Origin of the sequence: Sphingobium phenoxybenzoativorans (assembly GCF_018286635.1) — a bacterium.
Taxonomy (GTDB): Bacteria; Pseudomonadota; Alphaproteobacteria; order Sphingomonadales; family Sphingomonadaceae; genus Sphingobium; species Sphingobium phenoxybenzoativorans.
The window spans coordinates 4,471,393-4,487,108 of record NZ_CP073910.1 but is presented as its reverse complement, the minus strand read 5'-3'; the positions used below and the strand labels follow the sequence as shown (position 1 = coordinate 4,487,108).

General features: G+C 58.6%; 15 protein-coding genes and 1 pseudogene. 10 read left to right on the top strand and 6 right to left on the bottom strand.

From position 1 onward, the window contains the following. Positions 1 to 2 precede the first annotated feature (2 nt). A complete protein-coding gene (locus tag KFK14_RS22305; RefSeq protein WP_212609174.1) occupies positions 3 to 674 on the bottom strand; it encodes an exosortase C-terminal domain/associated protein EpsI in 672 nt (223 codons plus the stop codon). A 32-nt stretch (positions 675 to 706) separates the two neighbouring features. Next, entirely contained in the window at positions 707 to 1,579 is an 873-nt protein-coding gene (xrt, locus tag KFK14_RS22300; protein ID WP_212609173.1) for an exosortase, read from the bottom strand. 163 nt (positions 1,580 to 1,742) lie between these two features. Here xrt and KFK14_RS22295 point away from each other — a divergent pair, with 163 nt between their 5' ends. Together KFK14_RS22295 and KFK14_RS22290 are read left to right on the top strand one after the other, a co-directional pair. Next, positions 1,743 to 2,672 carry a hypothetical protein gene (locus KFK14_RS22295; protein WP_212609172.1) on the top strand — a complete coding sequence of 310 codons (930 nt, stop codon included), beginning with the start codon at positions 1,743 to 1,745 and terminating at the stop codon, positions 2,670 to 2,672. Positions 2,673 to 2,742: 70 nt separating this feature from the next. After that, complete coding sequence (locus tag KFK14_RS22290; RefSeq protein WP_212609171.1) at positions 2,743 to 3,279, top strand: retropepsin-like aspartic protease family protein; 537 nt, start codon at positions 2,743 to 2,745, stop codon at positions 3,277 to 3,279. A 7-nt stretch (positions 3,280 to 3,286) separates the two neighbouring features. Here KFK14_RS22290 and KFK14_RS22285 read toward each other — a convergent pair whose 3' ends face one another. Further along, on the bottom strand, positions 3,287 to 3,946 hold the full coding sequence (locus KFK14_RS22285; protein WP_212609170.1) for a PEPxxWA-CTERM sorting domain-containing protein: 660 nt from the start codon (positions 3,944 to 3,946) through the stop codon (positions 3,287 to 3,289). Positions 3,947 to 4,175: 229 nt separating this feature from the next. Here KFK14_RS22285 and KFK14_RS22280 point away from each other — a divergent pair, with 229 nt between their 5' ends. Next, the gene (locus tag KFK14_RS22280; RefSeq protein WP_212609169.1) at positions 4,176 to 4,751 is read left to right on the top strand and encodes a hypothetical protein; all 576 of its coding nucleotides are present in this window, start codon (positions 4,176 to 4,178) and stop codon (positions 4,749 to 4,751) included. Positions 4,752 to 4,846: 95 nt separating this feature from the next. Here the strand turns inward: KFK14_RS22280 and KFK14_RS22275 are convergent, their stop codons facing one another. Further along, positions 4,847 to 5,704 carry a glycoside hydrolase family 16 protein gene (locus KFK14_RS22275; RefSeq protein ID WP_212609168.1) on the bottom strand — a complete coding sequence of 286 codons (858 nt, stop codon included), beginning with the start codon at positions 5,702 to 5,704 and terminating at the stop codon, positions 4,847 to 4,849. A 442-nt stretch (positions 5,705 to 6,146) separates the two neighbouring features. Between KFK14_RS22275 and KFK14_RS22270 the strand changes: the two genes are divergently transcribed. Continuing rightward, positions 6,147 to 7,352, top strand: a complete 1,206-nt coding sequence (locus KFK14_RS22270) for a glycoside hydrolase family 16 protein (protein ID WP_212609167.1) — start codon at positions 6,147 to 6,149, stop codon at positions 7,350 to 7,352. Between the two features lie 178 nt (positions 7,353 to 7,530). On the opposite strand, the gene KFK14_RS22265 is transcribed toward KFK14_RS22270, so the two are convergent. Then, entirely contained in the window at positions 7,531 to 7,704 is a 174-nt protein-coding gene (locus KFK14_RS22265) for a hypothetical protein (RefSeq protein ID WP_212609166.1), read from the bottom strand. 687 nt (positions 7,705 to 8,391) lie between these two features. On the opposite strand from KFK14_RS22265, the gene KFK14_RS22260 reads away from it, so the two are divergent. From KFK14_RS22260 to KFK14_RS22235, 6 genes are all read left to right on the top strand, one after another. Then, positions 8,392 to 9,084 carry an ArdC family protein gene (locus KFK14_RS22260; protein ID WP_212609165.1) on the top strand — a complete coding sequence of 231 codons (693 nt, stop codon included), beginning with the start codon at positions 8,392 to 8,394 and terminating at the stop codon, positions 9,082 to 9,084. A gap of 59 nt (positions 9,085 to 9,143) precedes the next feature. Continuing rightward, positions 9,144 to 10,355 carry a tyrosine-type recombinase/integrase gene (locus KFK14_RS22255; protein ID WP_212608829.1) on the top strand — a complete coding sequence of 404 codons (1,212 nt, stop codon included), beginning with the start codon at positions 9,144 to 9,146 and terminating at the stop codon, positions 10,353 to 10,355. Next, complete coding sequence (locus tag KFK14_RS22250) at positions 10,352 to 11,254, top strand: tyrosine-type recombinase/integrase (RefSeq protein WP_212609164.1); 903 nt, start codon at positions 10,352 to 10,354, stop codon at positions 11,252 to 11,254. The genes KFK14_RS22255 and KFK14_RS22250 overlap by 4 nt, the downstream gene beginning before the upstream one ends. Before the next feature lie 99 nt (positions 11,255 to 11,353). Then, entirely contained in the window at positions 11,354 to 12,616 is a 1,263-nt protein-coding gene (gene istA / locus KFK14_RS22245) for an IS21 family transposase (RefSeq protein ID WP_127692189.1), read from the top strand. Beyond that, complete coding sequence (gene istB / locus KFK14_RS22240; RefSeq protein WP_212608798.1) at positions 12,613 to 13,473, top strand: IS21-like element helper ATPase IstB; 861 nt, start codon at positions 12,613 to 12,615, stop codon at positions 13,471 to 13,473. Before istA ends, istB begins: the two co-directional genes overlap by 4 nt. A 169-nt stretch (positions 13,474 to 13,642) precedes the next feature. Then, positions 13,643 to 14,635 (top strand): tyrosine-type recombinase/integrase, encoded by a 993-nt coding sequence (locus tag KFK14_RS22235; RefSeq protein WP_212608827.1) that lies wholly within the window; start codon positions 13,643 to 13,645, stop codon positions 14,633 to 14,635. A gap of 82 nt (positions 14,636 to 14,717) precedes the next feature. Here KFK14_RS22235 and KFK14_RS22230 read toward each other — a convergent pair. Further along, positions 14,718 to 15,392: pseudogene (locus tag KFK14_RS22230) on the bottom strand (ArdC family protein); the annotation flags it as partial. Positions 15,393 to 15,716: the final 324 nt, after the last annotated feature.

Here is a 15,716-nt window from a genome sequence, read left to right as displayed (position 1 = left end):
TCTCATGCCGCATTCATGCCGAGCAAAAGAGCTTTCCCTGTAGTAGGCAAATTTGAGAGCAGTGCGCGATTGAACAGGATGAGCTGGCGTTGGGCTTCCAGAGACTCCGTTGAAAGAACGGACATACGGACAAGTATACCAGCGGGCTTCTCTCCTTTCATATTGGCCCTCAAAATATCCAGTTTCTCGTCACGCATATTCGTAGGAAACGCATCTCCTATTCTGGACCAATAGTAGATTTTTTCAGTTTTTCCCCATCTTGTCGCCGAAAGGAAGCAGGCCGCTTCAGGTCGCTCCAATCCAGAAAGCGGCAGTATTTGCGTCGGGCTCAATGCATATCCGGCAGATGCATAGCATATTTCCGGGCGATGAATGGAGAGATCTCCATCCTGCGCACCGCTATATGCTATCACCAACATAATCGGGAAAAGGCCATCGGCCATGTAAAGCCTGGTCAGCACCTGGTCATACAGTTTCCTGCTCAATTCATTTTCCGGAACGGAAATCAGAGAGCGCGCATCGGTTTGGCGATAAAACCCAATCTTCCTCGGGACCGAACCATCTATGGCCGATCTCGATAGAGCCGTTTGGTCTTTACGCGGTTGAAAGATGAATGCTGCCCCTGACGCAGCTATCAAGGCGCTGCCTGTCAGGAATTGCCGGCGATCAGGCATATAAGGCAGTACTGATTGAGGGAGCGATCTCATCACGAGCGTAGCGCTCGTCTGAAGGGTGTCAGAAGCGCATCCACGCCAATCATTGCAATAAATGCTGCCACAAACATTGTCAGACCTGCTATTTCATGAGCAGGCCCCTGTGCCACGCCGTCGCCAAAATAATGCGTCAGCAACAAAAGTATGGCCACACGCACCATGTTCGCGCCGATTGCGATTGGAATGATGAGTAATGCCAGAAGGGCGCAATAGCGCCAGTCTGCCCTGTGTGCCGCGTAGATATAGAAAGATCCGATAGCGAGAAGGCTAAAGAGGGAATTCAGGCCAGCGCACGCGTCGGCCAATTGCACCTCATATTGATCGATATAGAGCATGGTGCCGCTTCCAGCCACCTCAAACCCAGATAACGATAAGGAGGTCAGGGTGGCGCTTGCTATCCACAGCTTGAGCGACTGCGTAAGGGGGGATGTCACGACGTCGGGTGGCGGGATTACAAAGATCAAATAGGAAAGCGGAAACCAGAGTCGCTGCAGAGGTGAAGCGCCCACATACCCATAAACTACGGCAATGAGCGCGGTGTAGGTCGCCAACCATGTAAGCCAGATGAGGCCTGTGACCATGGAAAAAACATACGCCACAAGGGACGGCGTAAGGATCATCAGAAAGGTTGTCACCCGCGGGTTGCTGCGCGTCAGGCCTTTTGCATCGCGCGCTATAAGCCAGAAAGCGCTGGCGAGAATAAAAGGTGTTTGGATGCTCTGATCACGTAACCATGTGCCATAGGCCATCGAATATATGGCCGGCAGAGTGAACAGGCAGACAGCAGCAATGAGAAACCAGTAATTTCGTACAACTGATATTATTCCGCCTTCGTACTGTTTTCCGAACAGGTTGCGGCTGCCCATTCTATATGAATGATTGTCTGTCACAACGTCACCGGGACTGGCTGACATTCTATACAAAATGAAGGCCTTCCTGACGCTACCAAAATTTTCGATGAAAAATTAGTGACGTTAACCATATACTGGGGCAAAAGGCTGGGGCAACGAGAAAAGGGGTGCGCTATCTATGAAACCGTCACCGGCCGGGTTGAGGTTGGAGCTGCCGAGTGACCAAAGGCGTAGACAGCGTCAGACATCCATCATTCGAATGATTTGCGGCCTGTGGATATGCATTGTCGCATGTTATTTCGCCTGGGAAGTTATTTCATATCGCAATCTTTATGCATTGCTGGCGGAGTGGCAATTTGATCAGCTTGGGCATTATTGGCCGATACTGACTCTTAGTCTTCTTCTCGCGCTCTTTGCCGGCCCTGCCTTATTTCTGCTCAGCAGAGTAGGGTTGCGTGATCGACATCCGTCCGGTGTCAGGCCTATAATGGCCGGCAACAGGCTATTTCAAAAAATACTTTTCACATTGTCGGCGCTTTTTGCCGCCGCTGCGATGGTGACCTGGATGTTCAGCTGGACATTGCCCCGTTTCGCTGATCCTTCCCAACATATCGTCGCAGGTGCGACAAGCGAGCAGGTGATCAAATCCGGGGCTGCGACGGTCAGCGGCTATGTAGTATATTCCCGGACCTCAGCTTTTGCCCAGAATCTGTTGTTCAAGCGTCATGGCGCGCGCTTTGCTCCGGCAATTTCCCCCATTGCCAAGGATGGCACGATAAAACTGTTCGTGGAACTTGAGCCATCAGAGGTTTTCCCATCTGATATCGCGCGGCCGGTGACGACGCGTAATGGGGTGCTCCTTGCCAACGGTCTGCCCGGCTCAATTGTCAGGCTTTACCGTTATGCGGGCTACACGGTCGAGAATCCCTATTATGTCTTGTTCAGTTCCGAGCTGACGATGAAGCTGCCCTATTATATCGCCGCGGTTCAGTTGCTGGTCATTGCACTTATGCTGTTGATGGCGGCGTTGCTCCAGCGCCATCATGTTCACCGCACTTGGGCCAAACTGGCTCAACAAAAGCGGCGCCCAGTTAGACTTGGGTCGTAAAATTCTAGTAAATCCCGCGTTAAGCGAATAGTCGAAGAAAAAATTGAAACGCGGCTGCGATATAGCCGCAATGATCACAACGCAAAAATCAGTAATCGGGTTGGTCGCTTTCGGGTTATTGTCCGCAAGCGCGCTGCTTGCGGCAAGGGTGAACAGGGATTTTCTGACGCCAGAGGCAATAGCTGTTCCCACAGCCAATGCTGCACTTGTAAAAACTGTGAATCCTCAAATTCCAGCTGTTCCTTCTGAACTAAAAGCTCTGCGTGAATCTGACGGGCTGTTTTACGTTACTGCGCATGTTAACGGACAGCCGCTGCGATTTCTTGTCGACACAGGGGCCAGCGTTGTCGTGCTTACCGGAGCCGATGCGAGAGCAATCGGCCTCAACCTTAACGACAAGCACTATAATTCAAGCGTACAGACTGTCGGCGGCAACACTGACATGGCCTGGACGACGCTTGATCACGTCAAGATTGCGGGCAGAGATGTCCAGAATCTCAAGGCGGCGGTGGTAAAAACCGGCCTTGGAGTTTCGCTGCTCGGTCAGAATGCGCTGGTACAGCTTGGATCAGTCACCATTGAAGGTGATCATATCAGAATGCGCTGATCACCGATCAGTTCGGCATCAATGCTTCCTGCCTGCGTTTCCTCCATAGCGCTATTCCGACGCATCCCAAACCCAGGATAATCATTGCCCAGGTTTCCGGCTCAGGGACCGGACTGGCAGGATCCGGAAAAACATTCCCGATACCCGGGCTCGGGCCGCCAATTCCTGGGTTGAATGGCGGATTCTGAGATCCGTTCGGCGGAAAAGGTGAAAGCCCTCCGGGATCGAAGGGGCCAAGTCCTGTCGGCTCCAATGGGCTGAATCCTGTCGGAGTTACTGGATCCAGCCCTCCCATCGGATAAGTCGGCGGCGCAGGGAAACCTGGTGGGTTTGGAACACGAACACCAAAAGCAACAGGCGGCTGATCCGGTGTGCCCGGGGGCGGCACCCGAACGCCAAAAGCAACAGGCGGTTGCGAAGGCACTTTCGGTTTGCCGTAGGTTTTATAGGTAAATGCCGCAAACGCTGTTGCCGTCTGACCCTTGTCTACAGGCAGGAATAAAGCACGCTCGTTGTTGATCAGCGCAGTCGACAGGATTGTTAAAACAGCCAAGGTCGAGGCGATGACAAACCGCCGCCGCTGTTCGCTTTCGAATGTCAGCTCATTTCTAAACCCGTCATTTTGCAGATTATGCTGCTTGAAGAGTCTTTTGAGGGCAGAGAGCATTCGGTTTTCCGGCGCTGTTGCGGCTTAATTGCTTGAATCATAAAGATTTGCGAAGAAGGATGCAATATCTTAAAAGAAGTGGTTAATGGACGATAGTGGTAGAGCGGGGCACGGCATGATTTACCAATATGGGCCGAGTCGAACCGGGGGCAGTCGTTCATTCAGATATTGGGTTTTGACTGCTGCAGCGCTCACTGCACTGGTAAACTGCGGCCCCTCCACGCGTGAGATGACGACTGATGAAAAAATAGTGGGAGCTGTGCTCACCTTATTGACTTCGGACAAGCGCAATATCTGTGTTGATGATGCCACGTCCCAGCATTCCTTGGCCATATTCAGGGAGATGGCCCGTGCTCCACGCGCTTCGCGTCAGCAATTATACTGGTATCTGCCTCAAGGACTCTGGCCGCAGCCAGCCAAGGTAATCAACTCTTTTTCTCAGATGAAGGCTGAAGGCAGGGACGTTCGTCTGGCCGAGCCCAGGACAAAAGAGAATGCTTTACCTGGCCTCGATCAGATGATGCTCAATGGCGCCGCTCTCCGGCTTTCCCAGTCCCTTTCGCCTGCCGAAAGATCAGTGGACATCCGATCTGCCTGGCTGCCGGCAGGGTCTTCAGCGCGCTGGTGGCCACTGAACCGTGTTAATGCGTCATGCGTACCAAGATTTCGGATCAGCAATCCCGTGCGCAATTCCGAGATCGCATTTGTCGCCGTACAGGCCGAGCATTGGGGAACGCTATACGCTTTGGAGCCAGTCAATGGAAACTGGCGGCCCTTTGCGGAGTGGAGCCGCTGGCTCTATTAGCTAGTCAGCCTGTGGGGCTGAGATAGTCGGTAATCATATTTGGCCGTTGGTAGCCGGTTACTCACAATGTCGTCTGAACCGGCTATTAGCAGTGTTTATTTGTAAACCCGGACCCAGTCGATCAACATCGCCTGCGGCAAGGTCCATTTTTTGTCATTGGGATTAACCGCCAGAGTAAAATTATAATAAAATGGCGTTGTGAAAAAATCCTGATCGACCGGATATCGCGATATCTCTTTGCCATCGAAAAACAATACGATTGCTGGTTTGCCGTCGACAGTGGCTTTCCCGCGCAGGTCGGCACCATAGGTATGCCAGTTGCGATCGCCCAAGGCATCTATTCCGATGTAGTTGCTGTTCGCCTTATGCCCGCCATTTGCGGCGGTCTCCCAGCGATGCCAGGCATGGTGATGGCCGCGGCGATCTCCAAAACCATAATATTCGATGACATCCACTTCGAGATGGCCCCGTTTTGCCGGGTTGTCCGGGGATAGCAGCCAGAATCCTCCCCATGTTCCATATGCGTCGTTTGGAAATCTTACCCGCGCTTCCCAGTAGCATCCGGTACATGTGTAACCATTGATTCCAGGATTTATGGGATAGCCGGATCCTGATTGATTAATCGTGACAGACTGAACATGGCCGCTACGAATGACACCAAGATTATCCTTATAAGCCCGAAGCTTGAGATATCCGCCCTCCTGCACATAGGCGGCTGTATCCGAGGATTTCGAGAATTTGCTCAGACCGTAATCAGCGCGTTGCTTGGCCCATAGGGTCATGCCCTCAAGTGAAAGAGGCGAGTTGGTATTAAATTCCTGCTGATGTACAGGCACACCCCAGACATCCAGCGCCCGACCTTTTAATGTTTCAACCCAAGACCCGGCTGTTGTTGTCAGCGGGAATATAGCTGCTCCAAGCGCAGCTGCGTACGCAAATAATCGAGATACCACCTAAACCCCCCGGTTTATGACAGGCCAAATCTCAGTCGCTGTCGCCACAAAGACGAATGCGTCCCCGAGATTTGAAAAGGAATAGGCTGCGTTCATTGAATTTATGGAAAGTATCTCAGTTAATTACACCTTGCGCGATCACTTCTATTCCGAAGTGATTCTTCAGGATGAGTTGCACCAGTGCTGCGGCTATTGCAGGGGTAAAACAGTCCCATCGGTCATGTTCGCTTGTGACAGATGAGAACGGTCCGTTCCGGAGCATGGTAAACTGGAAAATAACGATAAAAATGAGGGTAGCGGTTCTGTTCAGATGACAGGACCTACGCTCCCCATATTCTCTCAGTTGCCTGGGCGGCGTCTGGTTTTGTGCCGATGATGTCGGAAACGTATTGATTAGACGGTGGCGTCGGACGCTGCCTTTTGACACTGTCAGATGTGGTGAATGTCAGACCTTTGTGGGCTTCGCCTCAATAACGGTCTTTTAAGCTCGCTGCCTCATAAAGCGGGCATGCAAAAATCAAAAATTCTAGTCGCAATCAGTGGATTGGCCATGTTGTGTGCCTGTGGTGGCGGGGATGCTGCCGGTGGAGCCACGCAGATCCCAACGCAGACTTCAGCCGCCACCGTCACAATTCCGGAAAACGCGGAAGCAGGCGATGCGGCCGGCGCGACTCCCGTGAACAGGGGGCAGGGTGACGTGCAACTGCCATCGGCTAGTGTGGGAACGCCGGTCAACATTCCAGCAGGCTCGAACGGGCAAGGCGGCAACAGCGCGGTTCCTGCGGCCGGACAAGATCCATGCACCTATCAACCAGGTGCAGTGTGGCCCGGGCAAGTCTCTGATAGCCTTGCTCCGCGTCCGGGAAGCAAGGGGTGGGATGAGCGTTATCGAGGAAAGTCGCAGAATCTGGACGGCGCCGAGCTGATCCACTGCGAAACATTTGCAACGCAACTCAGTCTGCAAGGACCTACCTTATGGGCCAAAAACCGGGCGGATTTTGGAGCGTCGAAATTTGACGCTGCCGGAGGCAGGGCTTATTCAATAAATGATGGCGTGCTGTCGATAACCGCCTATCAGGACGGTGCTGTCATGCGCAGCGGCCTTGTACAATCCTTGAGTTCTGCACAGGCGTATAACGGCGCGACCATTCTGTCAGGCACGCAAGGATTTATCTGCACCGGATGTTTCTGGGAAGCGCGTATCCGATTTCCTAAATCCTGGGGGACATGGGGAGCATTCTGGCTGCTGTCGCCGGATGCTCCGGGTAACCGCGGCCACCTGGAAGTCGATGGTATAGAATATTATGGGGAAGGCGATGCGCGCGGTCATCACCATGGTGTCCATCGCTGGAAAAACGGTACCGCGAGCGGAAGCTATGGCGACTACACCGGGATGGATGAGATTGCCGATGGGGGCTGGCATACGTATGGCATAGACCTCCGGGGCCTCTCAACATTGGACGGCAAGCCTGCGCTTGTGATGTATTTTGACGGCCGCGAGGTAGGACGTCTTGCCGCTGATGCCGACTATTTCTCGACGCCTTTCTACTATCTCCTGAATCTCGCCATCAACGGCAAGAGCCCGCAGAAGACGTTCCCGCAGACGATGGACGTCGATTATGTGCGGGTGTTTCAACGCAAAAGCTGATTGGGGCGACTGCCCTGCCGGAGCTTCTGCCGCATCACGCCTGAAGATCGATGGCTCTTCGGGCGTGATGCGTCGCTTCCGGATGCTGGCGGGAGCAGATCCCGCTCAGGAGCGCGCCGCGGTGTGACGCTGATGTTCGCGCGTGCCTGAAATCCGGCAAGTCCGGCATGTCTGTTCGTCAGCCTTGGCCGCGCAGGGCGAGGGAGATGGCATCAAGTAGCCGCCCAATGGGTGCTCTCAGAAAAATTCCGATGACCAGGACCACGAGCGGCCAACGCGAAAGATCGAAGATATGGGTGGCAAACTGTCTCCAGCCAATGTCGGTCTCGGTGGCAGTCTTTACTTTCTCCATGTCAGACCCTTCCATGCGCTGATGATATCATATTAACCATGTTCGACACCCAATAGGGTGGGAAGGGCGGTGGTTGCAAATCCTTATATTGCAGGATGTGTTCGATAACCGGCTTGCCGCTAATAGATTTTCGGTCCGGATTTCCGGCCCCGCCAGCGGATTGCCGCCATAGGTAGAACCACGCGTGCCAAATCTCATCGCAAGCGCCCAAAACGGACAGAAATACGGCAGTTTCGTCTGTCAAATGCGCCAATTGCCCGATTACAGGCAAATCCACGATTTCTGGGCAAAGATATTCCTCTCAGATGGGTCGCCGTCCCGTCCCCTGCGGGGCCGGCCGCGCTCTACCTCCCTTTGGTCGGCCGAGCCCCGCCTGGCGGGTCTCGTCGCTGCCCGTGACGATCACTGACGGTGGCGCAGGCCTGACGGCCTGGCGCTGGCGGTCGCGCTTTGCGCGGCGTTTGGGGATCGCGGCCACCTGAGGGCCGGGAGGTGGGCGTCGCTCGCCTCTGGACCCATCGCGACGGGGCGCAACCCCTCGCTGCGCTCAGGGTCCTCCACATGCGTTCCGGCCACAGGTGCCCCCCGCCTCATGCGCTGTGTCCGCTCATCGCTCTCCTTGCCGCCCACCCCCGCCCCTCCGGCGGGCCGGTGCTGTGAAAGGCAGGAAGGTTAGACCGTAAGGACATGGACAAGCAGCCACGTGGCTCCAGAGCGAGCCTCCACGACGAAGTGACCGCCACCATCATTGCCCAGCTGGAAGAAGGATGCCTCCCCTGGGTACAGCCCTGGCAGACCGACGATGCCGCTTTTGGACTGCCCAGGAACGCAGTGACCGGACGGCCCTATAGCGGGATCAATATCCTCATCCTGTGGAACGCGCTGTTCGGATCAGGCTATGCGACACAGAAGTGGCTGACCTATCGTCAGGCCATGGCGCTGGGCGGCAGCGTCCGGAAGGGCGAGAGCGGTGTTGGCATCTGCTATGCCGACACCTTCGTGCCCAAAGGCGCGGACGGCCAGGCGGAGGTCGGGGCCGATGGCGGTCCCAGGCACATCCCCTTCCTCAAGCGCTTCACCGTCTTCAACATCGACCAGTGCGTCGATCTGCCCGAAGATCTCTATGGCGAAGATACAGGCGCTGACCCTGCCATCATCGTCCCCCATGCCGAGACGCTGATCAAGGCAAGCGGGGCGGATATCCGCATTGGCGGGAGCCTTGCCTATTATGCCCCCGGCGAGGACCGGATTCATGTGCCGCGGCGGCAACTGTTCGGCGCCCCTATCGATTATTACCGCACGGTCCTTCATGAGCTGGGCCATAATGCCGCGATCCGGATTATGCCGCATGTCGCTGAATTAGCGCGGCTGGCGGCATGATTACGTGCGGGCCATTCGGCATAATCTTCGTCGCTCCGACAACATGGAGCACGAAGATCATGTCCGAAAATCTGAAAACCTGCGTTGAGCCGTATCTGGCGGCGTTCGAGCAGACCTATGCCGCAGAGAACTACAAAGCTCGGACGATCATCGCTTATCGGTGTCTGGCGAGGAAGTTCGGCGCGGTTCTGGACGAAGCGGGTATCGCACCCCCGTCCGTAACGCTCGACTGCGTCGAGCCGCTGACGCGCGACCTTCCAAGGGAGCGGAAGAATACAATACGCCTCGACACCATCGCGCGCCGGTTCGTCCAGCACTTGGTCGATATCGGCGTGGCGCAGCCGGTGCCGCTGACAGACAATGAGATCGCGCGTGCGACTTTGCTGGCGGACTTCGAGACCTATCTCATCAAACAGCGCGGCCTCAGTCCGCGCAGTATCCCGCACTCGGTGGGTTTTGCGCGCCGCTTTCTCGACTATCGGTTTGGCAAGGCATTGCCCGATCCGGGGCGCCTGTGCCCCGCCGATGTAATCGGCTTCATGGAGCATGTGCTGGCCAGCGCGCGTCGCGACAAGACGGTGGCGACCCACGTCCGTATCTTCCTTCAATACCTGTTCGCGTGCGGCGCGACCGCGACCAATCTGGCGCTGAGCGTTCCAAAAACGGCGAAACGCTGGGCTGCACGACTGCCGCGCCACTTGTCGCCCGATGGTGTCGAGGCCGTGCTTGCGTCCGTTCGCGACAATCACCGGCATGGTGCGCGGGATTATGCGATGCTGTTGGTTATGGCCCGGCTCGGGCTGCGTGCGGCCGAGGTCGTCGCGATCCAACTCGACGATATCGACTGGCGCGCGGGCGAACTGATGGTGCGCGGCAAGGGCAAGCTGCACGACCGTCTGCCGCTCACCGCGGAGGTCGGCGACGCGCTGAGCCGGTATCTTCGTGAGGAGCGAGGACCGGCGACCTGTCGCACGCTGTTCGTCGCGCATCGCGCGCCACATCGGCCGTTCAAGGATGGGACGATCGTCAACGCCATCCTCAAAGATGCCTTGAAAGCGACCGGCCAAAAGCCGGTGACGCCTTATGTGGGATCGCACCTGCTGCGTCATAGCCTTGCCACCCAACTGGTGAACACGGGTGCATCGCTCGACGAGGTGGGCGACATGTTGCGACACCGATCGCGGTCATCGACGATGATATATGCGCGGCTCGACATCGACGGGCTGCGGTCGATCGCGCAGCCCTGGCCGGTTGCGGGAGGCACGCTATGAGCCTCACCGACCAGCTCGACCGCTATCTGAGCGTCCGGCGCGGCCTCGGCTACGATCTTGGCACCAGCGAGCGCATCCTCCGCCGCTTTACCCGGTTCGCTGACGGCGAGGGTGCCGCTTATATCGACACGCCGCTGTTCCTGCGCTGGCATGCCACGCTGGCGGAGGCCCAGACCTCGACTCGAGGGGCGAGGCTCAGCGCTGTCCGTCTGTTCGCGCAGTGGTTGAGCAGCTTCGATCCGGCACATGAAGTACTGCCGCGAGGTCTGCTGCCGAGCGCCATCGCACGGTCTCGACCGCACATCTACAGCGATGCCGAGATCGGAGCGATCATCATGGCGGCCAAGATGCTGCCGTCCATTTATGGTCTGCGCGGACTGACCTGCTCGACGTTGTTCGGACTCATCGCCGTCACGGGCCTGAGAATCAGCGAGGCGCTGGCACTCGATGGTGAAGACCTCGAGATCAATCATGGCGTGCTGCGCGTTCGACAGGGTAAGCTCGGCAAAGAGCGGCTGCTGCCACTCGACCCGAGCGTCGTCACCCGGATGATCGACTATCGTGTCGAGCGTGACCGGCTGATCGGCCATCCGGTTACGCCGATGTTCGTCACCGACAAAGCCACCCGCCTCACCGACTGTGCCGCCCGATACAACTTCGCGCACGCGTGCCAGCAGATCGGGCTCCGGACTCCTCAGCCATACTGCAAGCATGGCAGAGGACCGCGCATCCATGATCTTCGCCACAGCTTCGCGGTGAGGACGATGATCGACTGGTATCGCACCGGCAAAGACCCGGCGCGCGAAATGATCCGGCTCACGACCTATCTGGGCCATAGCGATCCCTCCTGTCATCGGTCGTGCAATTCTCCGCAAAAGTGGGCTTTGAAAATTCCCTAGTTGGTGGCCCCTTCATCTCATTCTGCCGGGGCTAGCCCCGGCAGAATGAGATGAGCCGACATTGTCCTCATCTCCTTTGCAGACGCGGAGACGGGGCCGATGATCCGACTTGGAGAATTGATGATGATCCTCGAACTACATCGGCAGGGTGTATCGATATCCGCCATTGCCCGACGCACTGGTCGCGATCCCAAGACCATCCGAAAATATATCGAACGGGGCATCGAGGCCCCGGTTTACGGCCCTCGCATGCTGGGTCGACCGAACAAACTGGCACCCTATCTGGAATTTTTGCGTGAGCGAGTGACGGCCTTTCCCGATCTGACTGCGGCGCGCCTGACGCGGGAAATCCGTGAGCTGGGATATATGGGCGCCTATACCGCGGTAAAGCGGTTCCTGGCAGCGATCCGGCCGGAAAACGGGCCTAAGCCCTTTGAGGTTCGGTTCGAGACGCCGCCTGGCGTGCAGGCACAGGTCGACTTTGCCCGGTTCGTCGTCGAATTTACCGATGAGCCCGGCGTCAGCCGGATCGTCTGGCTGTTCAGCCTGGTGCTGGGACATTCGCGCTTCCTGTTTGCGCGCTACGTCATGCATCAGGATCTCCAAAGCCTGTTGCGCTGTCATATGCAGGCCTTTGAAGCGCTCGGCGGCGTCCCGATCGAGATCCTCTACGATCGCATGAAAACCGCTGTGACCGGGGAAGATGATCAGGGCCACATCATCTACAATCGATCATTGCTGGCTCTGGCCGGGCATTATCGCTTCGTGCCGCGCGCCTGCCGTCCCTATCGGGCCAAGACCAAGGGAAAGGTCGAGCGGCCATTCAGCTATATCCGCAAGGACTTCTTCCTGGGCCGGAGCTTCCGCAATCTGGACGATCTCAATGTCCAGCTGATCGACTGGCTCGATACCGTCGCCAACGTCCGTGTCCACGGCACGACGCAGCGGATTATTGCTGAAGCCTTCGCCGCCGAGCAGCCTGAGTTGCAGCTGCTCCCGGCGGGCCGCTTTGACGCTGTTCTGAAGCTGGAGCGCCGCGTCAGCCACGATGGGATGGTCTCGGTCGGCGGCAATTACTACAGCGTTCCCGATCGCACCCGGCGCGTCGTCGAAATCCAGCAGTTGCCCGACAAGATCCGGATCGTAGACCTGGGCCAGGTCATTGCCGAGCACCCGGTTCTTGAGGGGCGCCGGCAGTACAGGATCGATCCTGCGCACCGGACAGGCAGCAGCGGCGCCAAGCGCCGTATCCATGGCAAAGAGGTAATCGCCATCGGTCGTGTAGGCGAGCATGTCACCGTGCGCTCCCTGGCCATCTATCAAGCGATCGGCAGCCAACTGGCGCGGGGAGAACGGCCATGAACCATGGGGGTGCCGCATCCCGCGTCGATAATATCCGCCGCAGCCTGGTCCATCTCAAAATGCCACGCGCCCTGGAGATGCTCGACGCCACCCTGCGCGGCATAGAGCAGGGCAAAATCGATGGCATCGAGGCCATCGACATATTGCTGAACGAAGAACTGTCGCTCCGGGAGAACCGCAGGATCAAGGCAGCCCTGCGCATGGCAAGGCTGCCGATCATCAAGACGCTGGACGGATATGACTTCTCCTTCCAGCCATCGCTCGACCGGAACCGCATCCTGGCGCTCGCTGGCCTGGACTTCATCAACCGGGCCGAGGTGGTGCATCTGCTGGGCCCGCCCGGTACCGGGAAAAGCCATATCGCCACGGCCCTTGCCGTCGAGGCCGTGAAGGCGGGCAAGAGCGTCTACTTCATCCCGCTCGCCGATCTGATCGCTTCACTGACCAAGGCTGAACGCGAGGGCACGTTGCGCGAGAAGATCCGCTTCCTATGCCGATCCTCCCTGCTCGTCGTCGACGAGATCGGGTATCTTCCCGTCACGCCCGGCGGCGGCAATCTCTTCTTCCAGCTCGTCAACGCCCGATACGAAAAGGGTGCCATGATCCTGACATCCAACCGCGGCTTCGCCGAATGGGGTGATGTCTTTGGCGATCCGGTGGTGGCCACCGCGCTGCTCGACCGCCTTCTTCACCACGCTGTGGTCGTCCAGATCGAGGGCTCCAGCTATCGCATGCGACAGCACGCCGACCTGCTGCCCGAGCATGCGCGCATGGCACCGTCCATCAACCCACCGCCCTTGCCGAAACGGCGCGGCCGCCCGCCAGCAAAGGAAAAGCCCGATCTCCATCACGGCTGATCACCGACACCAACCCTCCCGCCAAACTAGGGAATTTTAGATGCCCACTTTTGCGGAATCTTCGGTGCCCGTTGACACCCTCCAACACGTACTGGTATCTGGAAGCGGTTCCGGAACTGCTCGATCTGGCGATGGCGCGGGCCACCGCCGATGGCCGGGAGGCTGTGCAATGAGCGCCGCCGCCTTGCCCGCGCTGATCCAGCGCTTCTTCACCGATCGGTTGTGCGTCCAAATGGAAGCGAGCCCACACACCGTCGCGGGCTATCGCGACACGTTCCGCCTGCTGTTGCGGTACGCAGGCGCTCGATGCGGGAAGCCGCCGGTCAAGCTCACCGTCGAGGATATCGACGCCGATCTGGTCGCCGACTTCCTCGCCCATACCGAGACAGCGAGAGGTAACAGCGCGCGCAGCCGCAACACACGGCTTGCCGCGATCCGATCGTTCTTCCGCTACGTCGCGATGAGCGATCCGACCTGGCTGCTGCAATGCCAGCGCATCCTCGCCATGCCCAACAAGCGCTATGTGAAGCGCACGGTGACGTTCCTCGACGCCGACGAGATGGCGGCGTTGCTCGCAGCGCCGGACCGCACAACATGGGCGGGGCGGCGCGATCATGCGCTGCTCCTGCTCGCGATCCAGACCGGCCTGCGGGCATCCGAACTGGTCGGCCTCACGCTCGGTGATGTTGTGCTCGGGAACGGCGCGCACATCCGCTGCATGGGCAAGGGCCGGAAGGAGCGTGCGACCCCGCTTCGCCGCGAGACGGCCAGGCTGCTGGGGGCGTGGATAGGCAACGACAAGGATGAGAACAGACCGCTGTTCCCGTCGATCCGGGGAGAACGACTGAGCCGCGACGCTCTCGAGCATCTGGTCCGCAAGCACTGCCTCACGGCATCGCGCACGTGCCCGAGCATCGGCACCAAGCGGGTCACACCGCATACGCTTCGCCACAGCACGGCAATGGACCTGCTCCACCACGGCGTCGATCCAGCGGTGATCGCGCTCTGGCTTGGTCACGAGAATGTCGAGACCACCCAGATCTACATCCACGCCGACATGCGGATGAAGGAAAAGGCGCTCGCTCGCGTCGCCCCTCCAGCCACCCCGTCAGGCCGGTTCCGCCCCGACGACAAGCTCCTCGCGTTCTTGGAAGGCCTCTGATTATGCCGAACCGCCGCATGGCCGATGCCCGGAAAACCAGCCTCCAACAGACGCCATGCGGCATAATCCGGATCGCGGCATTATGGGTGAGTTCGTGCAGACAGGTCCGATAATAATTGATCTGTTCGAAGAAGGCGGGCTGCGGCGGCACCTGCACGAAATCGAGGCTCGGCACATAAAACGCCTTGTCGCCGCCGATGCGGAAATCGACGCCGCTCGCCGCGATCAGGCTTTCCGCGACGGGGAGGATCTCGCGCTCGGGAAGCGGTGCGGGATCGGACGCCAGCCCCTCGCGCAGACCTTCGCACTGCGCGACGTTGAACACGGTGAAGCGCTTGAGGAACGGGACCGCCTTGGCTTCATCCCCGGTCTGGCGGGCGCGTTCCTTTTCGGCCTCGGGGGTGAACCGATCGGCATAGACCACGGTCGTGCCGCGCTCGCCCTTGATCACGCATCCGCCGGCGTCGCGCGCCTGCTTGAAGGTCAGCCAGCTTTGCGAGGGATAGCCATGCTCGATCACCGCTCCCCACAGGATCAGGACATTGACGCCGCTGTAGTTCCGCGCGGTCAGCGCGTTGCGCGGCAGGCCGGGGCCAGTCCCGCTGCTGCGGCCCCAAGGCTGGACCCAAGGCACGCGGCCCGCCTCCAGTTCGGCGACGATCCGGCTGGTCACCTCGTCATAAAGATTGGCGCGGTCGGCGCGGGGTTGATCGTCACCGCGTTCGCGGCGGGCACTGCGGCGGGAAGATGGGCGCATCGGAAAGCCTCCTGCTGCCACCCAAAAACCACATGGCCTCCCCCGGACGTGGGGGTGGGCGGCACCGAGCGACCAGAAAGGCCCGTTGGAGCGGGCGGCGGCACCTCCCGGGGTCCCCGTCGCGCCCGCGCGACGGGGTGGATCAGAGGGCGCAATGCAATGGAGCACCCCGACAGAGGGAGGGGTTGCCGCCGGTCGCGGCGGGCCTAGCCGGGAGCGCCGCCCACTCCCGCGTCCACCGGGAGAGGCCTCGAACGACGCCGCCGCGCGGTCCCGCGCGGCGTCCATAGCCGGAGCCGATCGGCTCCGGACCGCGCCATGCGA

Coding starts and splice junctions, on each gene's coding strand:
- KFK14_RS22260 (WP_212609165.1), top strand. CDS start 8,392: ATGGACAAGCAGCCACGTGGCTCCAGAGCGAGCCTCCACGACGAAGTG.
- KFK14_RS22235 (WP_212608827.1), top strand. CDS start 13,643: ATGAGCGCCGCCGCCTTGCCCGCGCTGATCCAGCGCTTCTTCACCGAT.
- KFK14_RS22290 (WP_212609171.1), top strand. CDS start 2,743: ATGATCACAACGCAAAAATCAGTAATCGGGTTGGTCGCTTTCGGGTTA.
- KFK14_RS22250 (WP_212609164.1), top strand. CDS start 10,352: ATGAGCCTCACCGACCAGCTCGACCGCTATCTGAGCGTCCGGCGCGGC.
- KFK14_RS22265 (WP_212609166.1), bottom strand. CDS start 7,704: ATGGAGAAAGTAAAGACTGCCACCGAGACCGACATTGGCTGGAGACAG.
- KFK14_RS22255 (WP_212608829.1), top strand. CDS start 9,144: ATGTCCGAAAATCTGAAAACCTGCGTTGAGCCGTATCTGGCGGCGTTC.
- istA (WP_127692189.1), top strand. CDS start 11,354: ATGATCCGACTTGGAGAATTGATGATGATCCTCGAACTACATCGGCAG.
- KFK14_RS22270 (WP_212609167.1), top strand. CDS start 6,147: ATGTCAGACCTTTGTGGGCTTCGCCTCAATAACGGTCTTTTAAGCTCG.
- KFK14_RS22280 (WP_212609169.1), top strand. CDS start 4,176: ATGACGACTGATGAAAAAATAGTGGGAGCTGTGCTCACCTTATTGACT.
- KFK14_RS22285 (WP_212609170.1), bottom strand. CDS start 3,946: ATGCTCTCTGCCCTCAAAAGACTCTTCAAGCAGCATAATCTGCAAAAT.
- KFK14_RS22295 (WP_212609172.1), top strand. CDS start 1,743: ATGAAACCGTCACCGGCCGGGTTGAGGTTGGAGCTGCCGAGTGACCAA.
- xrt (WP_212609173.1), bottom strand. CDS start 1,579: ATGGGCAGCCGCAACCTGTTCGGAAAACAGTACGAAGGCGGAATAATA.
- istB (WP_212608798.1), top strand. CDS start 12,613: ATGAACCATGGGGGTGCCGCATCCCGCGTCGATAATATCCGCCGCAGC.
- KFK14_RS22305 (WP_212609174.1), bottom strand. CDS start 674: ATGCCTGATCGCCGGCAATTCCTGACAGGCAGCGCCTTGATAGCTGCG.